The organism is Candidatus Gracilibacteria bacterium (assembly GCA_041660965.1).
In the GTDB taxonomy this organism is placed as follows: Bacteria; Patescibacteriota; Gracilibacteria; order BD1-5; family JAGOOR01; genus JAGOOR01.
This window is the reverse complement of sequence record JBAZVH010000001.1, coordinates 653,365-668,462: the sequence shown is the minus strand read 5'-3', so window position 1 is coordinate 668,462 and position 15,098 is coordinate 653,365. Positions and strand designations below refer to the sequence as shown.

The 15,098-nt window shown below is 39.5% G+C and carries 18 protein-coding genes and 2 tRNA genes; 11 read left to right on the top strand and 9 right to left on the bottom strand.

Features of this window, described 5'->3' with window-relative positions; translation table 25 throughout:
• Positions 1-2: 2 nt before the first annotated feature.
• Positions 3-206, bottom strand: coding sequence for a preprotein translocase subunit SecG (secG, locus tag WC753_03315; GenBank protein MFA6080482.1), 204 nt, complete (start codon positions 204-206; stop codon positions 3-5).
• Between the two features lie 92 nt (positions 207-298).
• Between secG and WC753_03310 the strand changes: the two genes are divergently transcribed.
• Genes WC753_03310 through WC753_03295 form a run of 4 tightly spaced genes read left to right on the top strand, consistent with a single transcriptional unit; the run spans position 299 to position 2,794 of the window.
• Entirely contained in the window at positions 299-991 is a 693-nt protein-coding gene (locus tag WC753_03310; protein MFA6080481.1) for a TrbC/VirB2 family protein, read from the top strand.
• Between the two features lie 4 nt (positions 992-995).
• A complete protein-coding gene (locus WC753_03305; GenBank protein MFA6080480.1) occupies positions 996-1,379 on the top strand; it encodes a pilin in 384 nt (127 codons plus the stop codon).
• A gap of 1 nt (position 1,380) precedes the next feature.
• Positions 1,381-1,782: a hypothetical protein gene (locus WC753_03300; GenBank protein ID MFA6080479.1), complete on the top strand. Its 402-nt coding sequence runs from the start codon at positions 1,381-1,383 to the stop codon at positions 1,780-1,782.
• Positions 1,766-2,794, top strand: a complete 1,029-nt coding sequence (locus WC753_03295; protein MFA6080478.1) for a hypothetical protein — start codon at positions 1,766-1,768, stop codon at positions 2,792-2,794. Before WC753_03300 ends, WC753_03295 begins: the two co-directional genes overlap by 17 nt.
• Before the next feature lie 136 nt (positions 2,795-2,930).
• Here WC753_03295 and WC753_03290 read toward each other — a convergent pair whose 3' ends face one another.
• Genes WC753_03290 through WC753_03275 form a run of 4 tightly spaced genes read right to left on the bottom strand, consistent with a single transcriptional unit; the run spans position 2,931 to position 6,052 of the window.
• Complete coding sequence (locus tag WC753_03290) at positions 2,931-3,896, bottom strand: hypothetical protein (protein MFA6080477.1); 966 nt, start codon at positions 3,894-3,896, stop codon at positions 2,931-2,933.
• A complete protein-coding gene (locus WC753_03285) occupies positions 3,883-5,103 on the bottom strand; it encodes an MFS transporter (protein MFA6080476.1) in 1,221 nt (406 codons plus the stop codon). Before WC753_03285 ends, WC753_03290 begins: the two co-directional genes overlap by 14 nt.
• A gap of 6 nt (positions 5,104-5,109) precedes the next feature.
• Positions 5,110-5,766 carry a SufD family Fe-S cluster assembly protein gene (locus WC753_03280; GenBank protein ID MFA6080475.1) on the bottom strand — a complete coding sequence of 219 codons (657 nt, stop codon included), beginning with the start codon at positions 5,764-5,766 and terminating at the stop codon, positions 5,110-5,112.
• A 4-nt stretch (positions 5,767-5,770) separates the two neighbouring features.
• Positions 5,771-6,052: a glutaredoxin gene (locus WC753_03275; protein MFA6080474.1), complete on the bottom strand. Its 282-nt coding sequence runs from the start codon at positions 6,050-6,052 to the stop codon at positions 5,771-5,773.
• A 47-nt stretch (positions 6,053-6,099) separates the two neighbouring features.
• Here WC753_03275 and WC753_03270 point away from each other — a divergent pair, with 47 nt between their 5' ends.
• The 7 genes from WC753_03270 to WC753_03240 all read left to right on the top strand — a co-directional run bounded on the left by WC753_03270 (position 6,100) and on the right by WC753_03240 (position 13,006).
• Positions 6,100-6,552, top strand: a complete 453-nt coding sequence (locus WC753_03270) for a TrmH family RNA methyltransferase (GenBank protein ID MFA6080473.1) — start codon at positions 6,100-6,102, stop codon at positions 6,550-6,552.
• 37 nt (positions 6,553-6,589) lie between these two features.
• Positions 6,590-6,904 (top strand): zinc ribbon domain-containing protein, encoded by a 315-nt coding sequence (locus tag WC753_03265; protein MFA6080472.1) that lies wholly within the window; start codon positions 6,590-6,592, stop codon positions 6,902-6,904.
• Positions 6,905-6,972: 68 nt separating this feature from the next.
• Positions 6,973-7,527 (top strand): Sua5/YciO/YrdC/YwlC family protein, encoded by a 555-nt coding sequence (locus WC753_03260; protein ID MFA6080471.1) that lies wholly within the window; start codon positions 6,973-6,975, stop codon positions 7,525-7,527.
• Between the two features lie 3 nt (positions 7,528-7,530).
• Positions 7,531-8,142, top strand: coding sequence for a phosphatase PAP2 family protein (locus WC753_03255; GenBank protein ID MFA6080470.1), 612 nt, complete (start codon positions 7,531-7,533; stop codon positions 8,140-8,142).
• Positions 8,143-8,184: 42 nt separating this feature from the next.
• Positions 8,185-9,261, top strand: a complete 1,077-nt coding sequence (locus tag WC753_03250) for a M23 family metallopeptidase (GenBank protein MFA6080469.1) — start codon at positions 8,185-8,187, stop codon at positions 9,259-9,261.
• Positions 9,262-9,709: 448 nt separating this feature from the next.
• Entirely contained in the window at positions 9,710-11,809 is a 2,100-nt protein-coding gene (locus tag WC753_03245) for a ribonuclease J (GenBank protein ID MFA6080468.1), read from the top strand.
• Between the two features lie 69 nt (positions 11,810-11,878).
• Positions 11,879-13,006 (top strand): hypothetical protein, encoded by a 1,128-nt coding sequence (locus WC753_03240; protein MFA6080467.1) that lies wholly within the window; start codon positions 11,879-11,881, stop codon positions 13,004-13,006.
• 43 nt (positions 13,007-13,049) lie between these two features.
• On the opposite strand, the gene WC753_03235 is transcribed toward WC753_03240, so the two are convergent.
• From WC753_03235 to WC753_03220, 4 genes are all read right to left on the bottom strand, one after another.
• Positions 13,050-13,124, bottom strand: a tRNA-Met gene (locus WC753_03235).
• 57 nt (positions 13,125-13,181) lie between these two features.
• A tRNA-Arg gene (locus WC753_03230) sits at positions 13,182-13,257 on the bottom strand.
• 190 nt (positions 13,258-13,447) lie between these two features.
• Complete coding sequence (locus WC753_03225; protein MFA6080466.1) at positions 13,448-13,615, bottom strand: hypothetical protein; 168 nt, start codon at positions 13,613-13,615, stop codon at positions 13,448-13,450.
• 61 nt (positions 13,616-13,676) lie between these two features.
• Positions 13,677-15,092: a sugar transferase gene (locus tag WC753_03220; GenBank protein ID MFA6080465.1), complete on the bottom strand. Its 1,416-nt coding sequence runs from the start codon at positions 15,090-15,092 to the stop codon at positions 13,677-13,679.
• Positions 15,093-15,098 lie beyond the last annotated feature (6 nt).

Genomic DNA, 15,098 nt, shown 5'->3' with positions numbered 1-15,098 from the left:
AATTAAGCGAGAAAATTGACCAGGCAACTTCCAACAAAAATAACAGCAAAAATGATCGTCATGATATGAAGAGTTTTAGCAGTGCCTCGACGCTCAATAGGGGCCTGAAGAGTGCTTGTGAGAGCCACATTGAGTCCCCCATCACGTACTTGCAAAATAATCAAAACAACGAGAATAATACCGGAAATAAGGGAAAAAAGCATCATAAAATTTATTATAAGGATGATAAGAGTATAAAAAAAAACATTTTTTTGCAATTTTTTTTGCAATTGACACAAAAATATAGTACGATAAACGCATGAAAAGGTTTTTTCTCCTCATAGTATCCTGCAGTATCCTTCTGCCGACTACTTTTCATATATGTGCTGCCGCAGATAATGGATTTACGGGGGGCATAGCTGAAAAGACGTTTACAATCAGTGTCAATACATTTTTCCCTTGGATGAGTGATAGGGCAGAGAAATCGAGTGACCGATGAATCATGAATGTTGGTGATTTCATAGTCAGTCTCATACCGATGATCACCACGATGATGGCTGTCTGAGCGACACTGATGGTGATATGGTGAGGATATCAGATGGTTTTTGGGGGAGCAAATCCATCTCAAACTGAAGCAGGAAAAAGCATCATAAAAGATGCGCTGTTGGGGCTTTTGATGGGGTTACTCGCCTATGTTATCATATTCTGGGTGTGATGAGGTAAAAAGCTTATAGGCATCAAAGATTCAACGGGGCTACCTGGCGAGAATGCTAATAATATAATCAGTGTTTTTCAAACTGTTATTACTATATCACAAGATATCGCGGCTGTTATTGCCGTCCTCGGAATATGTATAGTCGGGGTAATGTACATCATGTCTCATGGGGATGAAGAAAAAACTGCATCAGCTAAGAAATATATGGTAACCATACTCATCGGTGTCCTCCTCGTATTTGCTGCTTGGGGAATAATGAGTCTCATAAATATTATACCGAATTCTTTTAATCTCTAGGTTTATGAAAAAAAGAGTGAACATTTTAGGATATCTCTTGATAGTATTGATCTCAAATGGACTCTTCTGTCATGAAGTTTTTGCTACCATTTCCAAAGAGGAGCTGACACAGGTTGTGCAAAAAATAATCCCAGACGCATCCTCTGGGTCGCACGCAATCAGCTACACCTCTATCGCACAAGAAATACAGTATTGGATTTTTGCTCTCGTGGGAGTTATAGCAATTATCTACATCATTTGGGCAGGTGCGAAACTTCTCTGGGCACCAGGAAACATGGAAGAAGTATCTACTGCAATGAAATCACTCTGATACATCATTATCTGACTCGCTCTAATTCCTTTTGCATATTTTATTGTCTCCTTTTTGTCCAGTCTCAATATCAATTAATATGAAAAAAATATTTTGTATTCTCTGAATACTTGCCATAAGTACCCTCTCTGTTTTTGCAGAATGTTCTTTTACTGGAAATCCAGCATCAGATTTTAATAATTGTTTTCCAAAGGGTGGTATAAAAGATGGATCATCCCCAAACCTCAGTATCACAACCCCTGGATCGGATTTTATGACATTTACCCAACAGGCAGTTAAATTAGTACAAACAGGTGCATTTTATATAGGAGTAGGTATCATAATTTGGTTAGGAATCTTGATGGTAATCCCAGGAAACACAGAAGCAAAAGAATCAACAAAATCAAAACTTATATCCGTTCTTCTTGGTTTTTTATTGATGCTTTCTGCAACAATTATTGTCAATGCCATCATTAATATCATCTATGAAATTTTTCCCTAAAAAAACATTTCTACTACAGTTTTTATGATATTTTTCTCTTGTGTTGATTCTCTTGAGTATTTTTCAATCTATTTTTGGGACGATACGGCTCTACAATGCGAGTGAACAATCGTATGAAAATCTCTCCACAAAGAAAACATACACAACTGATACAGCTCCAAAAAATGCTGCTACAAAAGTGACTAAAAAAGAAAATTCAGAAGACATCATTTTTTATCTCGTAGAGAATAAGCAAGCCATACAAAGTGCTCTCAAAGAAATGCCTCCAGAAAAGGCAAAAAAAGTGACAGAAAAAACAGAGAGTCTCGAAGACACAATGCAAAAAACGATATCAGAACCAGAAAAAAAGGCAAAAAGTGATGAAAAATTCACCTCACCTGTGGAAATAACTGTCACACCAGAAACATCATCTGCTCCAAAATGATATACAGAAACGCTCTGGACCGTAGTGACTGGTGCATATTTTCGTGATGCACTCTGGAAATTCTCTATCATTGTCGATACAAGCCGTGTAGAACCGAGGTGACAAATGTACAATGAGAGTATCACGCTCTCGAGTCGTATCAGTAATCTCCCGGAGGTCTCAAAGGTGCTCGTTCATGAAATCGCTCATATGATCGATATTTACACGCTCAAAAAAAAGCTCAAAAAGGCTGATCCATCGGAAGAATTTTATGCCATCAGTTGGGTGAAACCCAGTATTATGAAGGCGTGACTTTCTGGATCATCTTTTGTCTCTGGATACGCATCGACGAATCAATATGAAGATTTTGCGGAAAGTTTTACGATGTATGTCTTCCATAACAAGGAATTTCTCAAGAGAGCACAAGGAAACACTCTGATACAAAAAAAATACACTTTTCTGAAGTCACGTATTTTTTGAAATGTATTTATCGGATCTGCCTACGAGAAAGATGTGATACCAAAAAAGGTTTGGGATATCACAAAAATTAGTATCAAAGAAACAAATCTCATCAAAATATTTGCCTGGGTACGAGCTTATGCGGGTTAGGGAAATACGAGAAAATGAAAAAATGCACAACAACAAACAGAATGAGGAGACGAGTTTTTGCTCCTTAGATGCTGTTGGTTACTTTTTTCACAAAAAGTAACCAACAAATCGTGAGCTTTGGAAAATGGAATCGATATTAGATACCATAGATACGTATCAGATTATTCTTGCAATCTACATTATCACGAGGGCACACATAGAGTTTTTTGGGCACACGAATATCGATAGTGAGATATCGTTTTGGGAAAATCTTTTCCTGGTTAATAAGGAGAGTAATCATCTGAAGTTGTTTAACGATATCAATTTGCTTCATCTGTCTCGTAAGACGTAATTGTTCAGATCATCCAAAAAGTGTAAAAATAAACCGAGTCCCTTGGCTCGTTATATGAAGTTCTTTTTCCTGGTCATAATAATCGATGGCTTCTATCGGAAAATTAGGAAGTTCATGATACCAGAGTTTTTCTATTTCTTGGATAATGAGCGTATCAGTTGTTGGGAGTGTCGTATTTTGTGTCCCGCTCAAATCAGGAATGAGATTATGAATACGCAGAGAAGATATATCGATTTCCGGGATATCTGCGATGAGCTGTCCATTTTTTGTAAGAAGAAACACTTCATCACCAATAAAAGCACGATAAATAGGCCCTGAAGAAACGACTTTGATACGTATACCGTCAGGCAGAAGGAGTGTTTTTTCGACCGATTGAATATGGCGAATATTTTCTTGGAGAGAGGTAAAAATCTCCGTCGCAGTAAGACGAAAAATATTTTTACCAGAAAAATCACGTAACAAGGTCATAATAGCCGAACGATCAAAGACAGGTTCTGGGTCGAGAACCAGTTCAATTTTTTCAGATTTGAGCGAGAAAAATGGTGTCGTAAACAGAACTATAAAAGAAGTTATGAGAATACCTCATAAAAAAATCCAACCTACAGTCCGAAAATATCTTCAAAAAAATTGGGTTACTACTCGTGCATATTCAAAAGAGGATACTTTATTCACTCGAGAACGAATGAGTGTCTCAGATTGAATTGGGGGGATCTTGGTAGATATTTTCCAAGAAGGTTCAGAAGTTTTTTTTCGTTTTTTAAACCATTTCATATTTTGATTTTTTTGAAGAGAAATAAAATCCTATAATGATAAAGCTGAGGGCAATAAAAATTGCTGTTCCAAAAAATGTTCGAATACTCGTAGAAAGCATAAATCATCCTATCATCGGACCGATAATCATCGTGAGAGAACCAATGGAAGCTAAAATACCATTCACTCATCCGGCATTGCTTCTGTCCGTATGCGCGATGACTTCCGTCGTATAAAGAGCTCCAACGAACGATCAAAGCGGAGAAATCGCAAGCCACAGAAGAGCAAAAAGTGTAAAATTATGGAGTATTCCCATAATTACAAAAGTGATGATACCGACGATATGAAGTCCGATGATAAGAGTGCGTGGCGAAAATTTCTTTGTCCAAAAACGCGGATACAAAAGAGATTGGTTTATGGCTATGAGTGCTCATTGAATGGCCAGAAAAAATCCAATATTTTCTCCTGGAACCTGAAAATACTGAAACATCGCCAGAGTCATCACAGACTGAAACAAGAATATACCCGTATTGAAAACAAAATAGGACCAAAGATAGTGTGAAATTTTTGGAGAAGAAAAATACTCTACAAATGGCGATATAATATTCAGAGAGAGAGAAATCCCTTTATCAGGATGATGGGTTTCTCGATAATAGAATGCTATTGCGATAGACTCAAGAGCAGCCAAAATCGCTCAAAAAATAAAGATAGATTCGATAGTGCTTACCTTGAGAAGCACAGTGCCGAGTAATGGTCCAATGATAAATCCAATACCAAAAATCGCTCAGAGAAGTCAAAAATTTTTATTTCTTTCTTCAGTTGTTTTTGAGAGATCAGCAAGTATCGCCTGTATAATACTGATATTGCCTCCTGTAAGACCATTCACAATACGGGAAAAGAGATACAGCCAATAACTCTGTGTCAGCATCAGAATAACATAGGCAAGACACGTCCCAAGAACGGAAAATAACAATGGTCTCTTTCGTCCAAAACGATCAGATATGATACCCAGGAGTGGTGCACTAAAAAACGCACACAGCGCATACAATGACATACCGAGTGCAATAAGTGTCCCCGGTTGTAGAAGGAGAGAAAGACCAAAAATGGAAACGTTCCAAGTCGTGAGATGGTAGAGCTGCTGCATGCCTTCAAAGGCAGGAATCATAATACCGATACTGATGACATCGAGGATAAGAACAGAAAAAATAATAAGGCGAGAATATTTCATAGGATTTTATAGGATAGCAAGAACATGAGACATTATCTCTTCTTTTTTCTCTTCGTCCAGTCAAGAAAAAAGTCAAAATACAGAACTTTTGATCATCATCACAACGGCATCATCACGAGGAATGCCACGAGCTCGGAGGTAATACAGTTTCTCATCTGATATTCGTTCGATACGCGCCGCGTGTCATGCTTCTACGTCATCAGAATGCACGAGAAGTGATGGAAGTACACGTATCTGTCATCGTGATCCGAGAAAGATATTTTCTTCTAAAATGTGTCCAGAAACTTTTTCGATTCAAGAAGTAATCTCCACAGTACCATTGAGATCAATACTGCCGTTATCGGCTACGAGTGAAAGTAAATGAATATCCGTCGATGTATGAGATTGATCGAGAGTAGACTGAACTGTGACCTGAATCTGTTTATCATTATAAGACAAAAATAATATATGTACCAAACTTTTTCATGACTCTGTTACAAAATGAATCCTGTAGTGAGAACCTCCTGTCATTACGCCATACCACTCTAGTTGTGTATTATTCTTGATAAGTATTGTGCGAGTCATTGCTTCTTCTGCATGAGTTTGGTCAAACACTATAACTACTCCTCCTTGATCATAGATGAGAGAATCTGGGCTTTGGTTATCGATAGAAATACAGGTCATATTATTATGTCAAAAGAGTAAACTGGCTCGTAATATTTGTCCGTTCTTCCATTCACAGGAGACTGCGGATATCAGCCACCAATGTTTCTTCGGTATCATAATCATAGATGATGATATCTCGAAGCGCAACTTGAGGAACACCAGTATGTCCTGAGAGTTTTTCCATAGTGACTCTTTGATCTGGTTGCTTGTTGATATCGATGACCTCATACGGTATCTTTTCTCCATCAAGAAGCGAGATAAGCTTAACACAGTACGGGCAGTATGATTTGATGTAAATCTGCATGACCGTATGATAGCAATTTCCCAAAAAAAAGATATACTTATTTTCGTATGCATGTTATCATTCTCGAAAATATCAGATCACTCAATAATGTCGGTGCCATATTTCGCACCGCCGATGGTGCTGGATTTGATCGAGTTGCCCTCGTAGGATATACACCCACTCCACCACGAGAGGAAATATCAAAGACGGCTCTCTGAGCAGAAAATTTTGTTCCATGGGAATACTTCGTCGAAATACAAGATGCTATTGAGTACTACAAAAAACAATGATGTACCATTATTGCTCTGGAAAAAAATGAAATAAGTAGCAATCTTTTCGATCTAAAAAAACCAACTTCAATCGCACTTATCGTCGGCAATGAACTCGAATGAGTCTCCAAAATGGCACAAGAAATCGCAGAACATATTTGTCATCTCCCGATGCTCGGGAAGAAAGAATCCCTCAATGTCGCCGTCGCGGCTGGGATTGGAATGTACGCACTAATAGAATCTTCACTTTAAAAAATATGCTTTTTATTTCTCTTACTACAAAATAACTATGAATAAAATATATAAACAATGTCAATCCTGCGGCATGCCTCTCAAAAAAGATAAAAATGGGGGAGGTTCAGAGAAAGATGGTACCACCAGTACCATGTATTGTAGTTCTTGTTATAAGGATGGTCTATTCAGAAAACCAGATATGACCCTGGAAGATATGAAGAAGCTCGTTGATATGGTTCTAAAAAATGAAATGAAATTCGCCAGCATTTTTAGATGGCTCGCCGTACAACAGATACCGCGGCTTGTACGATGGCAAAAAAATAAAAATACCACTCTTCTGTGCCCAAGCTCTATTACACACCATAAATAGCTTATTTGCAATGAGTCTTCTTCGTATTTGAGTTGCAAAAAATGGGCTATTTAATAAGCTAAACAGATATGGACTCGAAAATATTTGTTATACCTACCGATACGTGTATCGGTTTTGGATGTCGTCTGGATGATAAAAAATGATATGAGCTTCTTGTGAGTCTCAAGGGAAGAGACCCAAAAAAACCTATCGCTATAATGGTTCCATCATGGGAAGACCTCCTCTATGAAACGACACTTTCACCGGCTCAAGTGAATTTTTTACGTACCTATAAATTCCCCTTTACTATTCTTTCTGAAGTACGTGAAGACTTTCGAGATGAATACCCTCTTTTGGATGCTTATGGATATACAGTAGTTGGATTTCGCGTCGCGGAGGCCTGTCTCTCAAAAGAAACACTTCCCTACATCCGTAGCCCCCTCTTTCTGACGTCAGCGAATAAGTCAGGCGAAAAAGAGTGCCACACAATCCAGGAGGTAGAGAAAAAATTCTCAGAACACTTGAATCTCCTCAAGATATTACCAGGAGTTGCTGGAAATCTTCCAGCAAGCAATGTGATTACCTTTCGTGGAAACTCAAACGATCTCCAATATACTAGAAAAAATTATCCTCTTCCTCTTTAAAAAATGCTGACCGCTCTCCTTACTTTTCTCCAAAATATTGATGCAAAAATACTGGAAATCATGCGTTCCAGTATAGCAAATATGGAATGGACTCATCCTGTAATTCTCTTTTTTACCGATTTACATCCTATTGTTTTCGGAGTGTTTTTGATAGGACTCTGGATCTATGGAGTGTACCAAAAAGATAACGGACCAAAACACGTCGCTCTAGATCTTTTCTGGCATGTCTTAGGTGCCTTTACTATCTATTGGGTTATTAATCAGCTTCTTCCAGTGAGACCACGACCAGAAACTATCGGGTCCATCCCCGCACTTATTACACATTTACCAGATAACTCTTTCCCTTCTGGACATGCGATGTTTTTAGGAGCTTCATGGTGGGCACTCCATATTCTCTTGGGGAAGAAACGTATCGTCATAGGATTTCTCTCTCTCTGAATACTCACCGTAACGGCTAGAGTGCTTGCAGGAATCCATTATCCTGGCGATATTCTCGTGGGTTTTTTACTCGGATGGTGACTCGTGGCTATTTTTGCCTGATTACCACACGGAAAAAAATATCGCACTTTTGCTCATACTATACCCGTAAAATTAGCATCCTATTTTCGACTTTAAGGTCATTGATTTTTTCTTATTACCATTACAATCTTTTGTATTATGAATTCTGTTCGCCTCACAATCTACTCTTCTTTTCTCACTATTTGAGTAGTGTTACTCGGCTTCTCTCCCAGCACGATCATATCCGAACCACGACGCGAAACAGTCCCAGCAATCGATGCACTCACTATTCTCTATTCGGGTATTACAAAGCTCGACACGGGCAATTCCCTCTTATTGCGTATCAATAGTGGCAACCCTGCAGATCTTATCTCAGAATGTGAAGACGAGAGAATCATTCTAAAACAAGATGAACATACTTCTACACTACAATGGAAACCTGGTAAAGATTGCAAAGTGCCTCTGATATCCTACAAAGGAAAGAAATATATCCTTCCTCTGAACCAAAAAAATATCCCAATAGATACACTCTCTGACTTTTCAACAGAAACGCTCAAAAATACGATCAAGATAACCACGCTCATTAATACTGATACAAAACTTTCGACGCTCAAAACACGAAAAATTATTAGAAATATTCAAGCTATTCTGGAGGCACGTAATAATCATTTTCTTCTCCCTATTGAATGAACCAAATTACCAGAAAAGGACACTTTTCTCCCTAATTCTCTCCGCCCATTTCGTGCAGAATCCACAGACGGAATTCATCATGGGTGGGACCTCTACGTCAATCAATGAACGCCAGTACGCGCTATAGAAGAGTGAATGATTGTACATATCAAGAGAGATTTTTCATGGTCTGAAATGGATCACCTTCTGTCTGGTGATAATGAGCTCAATCGACAAGAAAATCTCGATGTCTATCGAGGAAATACAGTGTATCTCAAGACACTCTCTGGGCACGTCGCTATCTATGCTCATATGCAGGATATTCCTGCTAGTCTCCAGGTAGGTGATTATGTAGGCGCAGGAACAACGGTGGGGCATGTCTGAGATTCTGCTGTTCCGAGTAAACAATATCTCTACCACCTCCATTTTGAGCTTGCTATGAATTCTTTTGATGACAAAAGGGCTGGCATGAATACGTTTGCGGATTATCTCGTCTGGCCATGGTTTGGAAAAGGAAAAACAACTGCTTGGGTCCGTGAAAATGATGAAAGCTTATTCCAATCATAGACTTACGTCTACCGCCTTTGGCGGGATTGTTCGACATACAAATTTCAACATATGCTCCCATTATTGAAATTTGAGTCTCACGAATAAACTTGCAAAATAAAATATTCCCCTATACTCTTTGCAGAGTAAGCGAAAATATACTGCCAACTTAAAACAACACGAGTCAAGATATAAATACTGGAAACCTGAGAAATACTCTGGTAACATAAGAGTAAACAAAACAAACTACCAACCCTCACAGAAACACGTTCGTGGCTATCAATGGAGTCGATGCAATCGGTTTTTTGATATTCATGAATACTTTCTCACACCACTCTCTCCCTTGTGATACAAAAATTCTTTAAGATTTTTTAGTGTACCTCTGCCGCTACACGGTAGATAAGCGACAGTGTTCTTTTTATTATTTCTTTTTTAGGGGAATTCCCCCTTCTATTTTTACCCTTTTATTATGTCAGATTTTTTCGAGCAACTCAATTCTGAGCTCGGTTCCATACCCCAAAATACGGGGTCAGGAACACCTCCAAAACCCGTGCCAAAAGCACCTATTTCCAGCACACAACCAGCTATGCCTCAAAAAATGGCACAAAAACCTGTATGAACACATCCGCCATTGACTCCAAAGAAACCTTTCTTTTCGACACAGATAACGTCCTCGCCAATCCAACCACTCACAAAAAAGGAGTGAACTCCAACGGGGAAAATCCTGGGGAAAGTCATGGGCGGATTTGCAAAGAATAGTTCCTCTAAGCGACTTCAGCTTCCTCCAGTACATCCACCTCATGGTGCTGAGACATCACAGCATCCACACCCTCTCGTACAAAAGAATCCTCCTCTCTCCCCAGCAACTCTCAAGGGATTGAATGTGCCTGTGATATTTCCAAAATCTCACGAACCACAGACACTTCCAAAACTTGAGCGCAATATCACTCGTATTATCCCTATCGGAGGCCTCCGAACTATCGGAGCCAATATGACGATGATCGAGCATAATGATGAGATCCTCCTCGTGGATGGTGGTCTCGAATTCGCTCGTGGTGGAGAAAGTCCATGATTTGATTATCTTCTTCCAGACATCCGTTGTCTCCTCTGAGAAACAAAAAAAATCAAAGGGATGCTCGTCACACATGGCCATCTCGACCATATTGGCGCGCTCAAAAATATCATCCCCGCTCTCGGATTTCCACCGATTTATGCAGCACCATTTACGATTGCATTTATAAAAAAATTCTTCGAAGAAGCAGGCCTCCGTGGAAAAGTACAATTCTTCCCCGTGAACCCAGACAGTGGGAAACTCTCAAATATTGGCGTCTTCAAATATGAATTTTTCAGAGTGAACCACACAATCCCTGATAGCTGTGGTATCTATATCGAAACGCCAAATGTACGCATTATGCATATGGGTGACTACAAGATAGAATTTTTCCCACGACTCGATAAACCAGCTGATCTCCAAAACTATGCCCGTATCGCTGCTCGTGGTATCGATATTCTCCTCCAAGAAACAACGAACTCATACAAACAGGAATGGACAGCATCAGAATCAAATGTCTCCACTGAATTGCGCTCTTTGATTCAAGATGCACCCGAAAGAGTCATCATCGGAAACTTTTCAACACTCATTAGCCGTATTCAAGATATCGTCTCTATCGCAGAATCTCTCGGAAAATTCGTCCTCATTAATTGACGGAGCATGGTCGATTCTGTCGCTATCGCCCGAGAACTCGGCTACCTAAAATGCAAAGAAGGTATCATGAAACCGCTCGACGAAAAAACGATGGAGAGTATCCCAGAAAATAAACAAATTATTATCACAACTGGTGCTCAGGGGGAAGAATTTGGTGGGCTCAATACTATCTCAAAATGAGATCACAGGAATATCTCTATCAAACCGCGCGATACTATCATTCTCTCTTCTTCTATTATTCCTGGAAACGAACTCGCCATCATCGGGATGATGAACCGTCTCAATCGATTTTGAGCGAGGATTATCACTATCAAGGAATATGAGGTCCACTCAGGATGACATGGGGGTATCATCGAGCAACGAGTTCTCATCAATCTCGTCAAACCGAAATACATTATCCCCGTTCATGGAGATATCACACAACGACTCACACTCAAGCGTGAAGCTGTGAAGATGGGATGGGACCCAAAAAATGTCCCAATGCTGGAAGATGGTTCTATCGTAGAACTCGACAGTCACCATGAGATTATTTTCTGACGCAAGAAAATCCCGATGGAACAAATCTGAGTGGATGGTATGAGTATCGGAGCTCTCAGCTCTCGTGCAATACAAGACCGCATCCAAATCGGTGAAGAGGGTGTCCTCATCGTCAATAGTAAAGATGGTGTCGTCGAGTCTCGATGACTCTTCTTCCCGGATGAAATCGCCGCTTCGCATACAGCCATTAGCGCTGAGGTCAAAAAACTCACCTCTGGAAAAAAGGCAGGAGACAATGATAAAAATGCACGTGATGCTCTCGCAAAAGAACTCGGGAAAATGCTCAATAAAGTCTGGGGAAGGAGCCCTGTGGTTGTGGTGCTTTAAAAATCATCACTGTCCAAAAAATTGACATCCAAATAAAAATACTACAATTTATACTTGTAAGATATTTTTATGATACTTCATCTCAATCCGTCCACTATTGACCACTTCGTCTCATTTGCCCCTGAAGGCAGAGAGGAGGAAGTGCACCAAGGCCTCACAGATCTAAACCAAAAAATTCCTGTTTCTGAAAGTGTCTTAAATCTCTTAATACAGGATACTCTAGGATCACAAGAAGCTCAGGAAGCTTTTGATGATGCAATAAAAAGGATTGAAATATTGCAAGTTTTAGCACTACGTAGGAGTGTGCTCGAAAGTTTTGACACATGTCTATCGTGAAAAATGAGTAATCGAGAACTTATAGAGACGTTGGGAAACCCCGGCTTCGAAATAGAGAGTTGATTATCCCAACAAAGTATTAAAGACATACAAAACGGGATTCAAGAATTGCAAAAAAAGGCTCTTGAAGCCAAAAAAGCACAAGAATTACAAACTCGAAAAGATGCATTACTCGAGGATTTTTTACAAGGAGGAATGAATATATTGCAAACAATTACAGACCCAGAAAAACCTGGTTCATGAATATTTATTTGTCATAAGAAAACTGACTGAACTTTTGTAGATATAGCTTTTTCATGAGAATTAACAGAAGGGCAGAAAATATTACAAGTAGCAGAAATAAGCGAATCGGGTTATTTATCAAATCCTATTCAGGTATGAAATGATATGCAGATTTTTCGTCGTGATGATTCCCAGTGGATGTATTTGGTAACAAAAAATTGAAAAGAATTAATGTTTGGTGGCCTCACAAATTATGATGGAACATACCAGAGAGTTATCCCAGCAATTCCAGACCATGAGAGATCAGAATCAGCAAGAAAAACTGGAGCATGTCTGTGAGGTCATCTTTATATATATATTGGTGGAGAAGAAAAAGAAATCCTACCACTCTGTCATTTAACAAATATATCATTTTGTCAAAATGAACAGGGTGAGCACTTCGCGATCTTAGAGCGCCCGATAAAATACAATTTGATTCATTTTGTCTCCTGTAAAACTGGAGAAATCGTGGCAGAAATACCAGCAGATGAGTTTCTTCATGCATCAACTTGAGAAGTAAAATTTCAACCAGTGAAAAAGCGGTTTTGACGAGGCAATAAACCAAATCCCAAGAACTTCCAATTAAGAAATCCACAGTAAAGTAAAAATCCCCTCAAATTGAGGGGATTTTTTTGATGTCTTTTGGTGGCGGGGGATGGGATCGAACCATCGACCTTCAGATTATGAGCCTGACGAGCTACCACTGCTCTACCCCGCGACACGCATACAATATATAAAAATACTCTCGATTGTCAAATGGTCTCCAACTCAAATATGGTGTAACCGACAGGATTTGAACCTGTGACCTCTTCCTTCGCAGGGAAGCGTTCTTCCAGCTGAACTACGGCTACACAAACAACTCTATACTGAAAATCCTTGCAATGGATTTGAACCTGTGACTCTTCTCCGCCGCGGCGGACGTTCTTCTATGCTGTACTACGGCTACACAGATGCTACGCAAATTAAAAATGAAAAATGAAGAAAGAAAAATGAGCAGATATCCGTCAATTCTTAATTCTTACCTTTTAATTCTTAATTTTTCTAAATCCACTCAGGATGATCTATATCTTCTGGGTGTGTTTCTTCCAGTTCCTTGATATTTTCAAGACGCTTACTCGTCTCAGCAAACTTTCTTTGCATCTCACGGAGCTTTTCTCGAGTGAGTGGTATCGGATGATGAGATGGAGGAGAAAAACCTCGTTCTGACATAGACAGGGGGATTATAGAGATTATTTTCGTCTGACAAGCCCTCTTGTCAATTTTATTATTTTTACTTCCCCTGAAAAATAGCACGGAACGTCAGAAGAAGTATCTTGGTGTCGAGAAGAAGACTCCAATTTTCTATGTAAAATAGATCGAGTTCTACTTCTCGATCAAAGGTGTTTGTATCCCGTCAATATACCTGTGCCATACCGGTAATGCCTGGCTTGATCGTAAGAACCTGTTTTTGTCTATCAGTATATCGTGCGACTTCTTCTGGAAGATGCGGGCGAGGTCAGATAAAACTCATATCGCCACGAAGTACATTGAGAATTTGAGGAAGTTCATCAATAGACCATTTACGCATAAATCTCCCAATCTTGGTGATACGGGGATCGTGCTTGATCTTAAAAAGCGGACCGTCATGGCGTTCATTTGATTCGAGCATACCACCTTTCAGATGGTCGGCGTTTTCTACCATAGAGCGAAACTTCATCATAGAAAAGAGGATGTTATTTCGTCATACGCGTACACTCGCATAAAAGGGATTTCCCTGGGATTCAAGTAATATCAAGAGGCTCATAATAAGTCCAAATGGGATAAAAAATATCAAGAGAACTACTCCTACCACGAGGTCAAAAAGTCTTTTTATCACACGTCACCATGAAGTGATGCCAATCGTGCGGATTTCAATAAAGGGGATGCGCCCGACAAAATCAATATGCGCATTTTGCTTCGTGGTCTCATAGAGATTGCCCACATATCGGTAACGAATACCATGGATCTGACAGTATTCAAACAATGATTTTTTGATTTCGTATGGTAGATCATGCGAGAGAACAATGATTTCTTCTATGGTATACTGCGCAATAACATCCGCATGCTGACTAATCGTCCCGAGATAAGGAAAATGACTTTTTTGTTCAAAGGGGGAAAGATAACCGACGATATCAGTGTATTGATCCGCTTGCAATATCTTTTCGAGATCTGCCTCAGAATGATTGATGACGAGGAGAACCTTTTTCGTAGCAAGCCATTTTCGACGAATACCAAAGAGGCGTGCCTGCTTGATGAAAAAACGCTCAATAATAATACCCATCAGACAGAGAATAAAGGCGTAGAGAAGGATAAGCCGTGGAATCAAAATAGTGTCATACGGGAAACCATTCGTCAGATAAATGAGGCCGATCATCACAAAGAACCCCACAAAAAGAGATTTTATAATCGTAAAGACTTCTTCGAGAATCCCCATCATTCGGTCGATAGCATACAGGCGTTGAAAAGCAAAGATGATTCCGATAATACCATAACTCACGATAGCAAGTCATAATAAATATGGTGTCTCCAGAGATCGTGCTGGGAGCTGAACGCCAGGAATAAGGTCAGTAGAGATACGAATTGTCCGAGCAATCCAAAACGCCAAAACGACAATGCTAAGTTCCAGAGGTATACGGACGAGTCAAAAGAAAAATTCGTGACGATGCATAAAAAT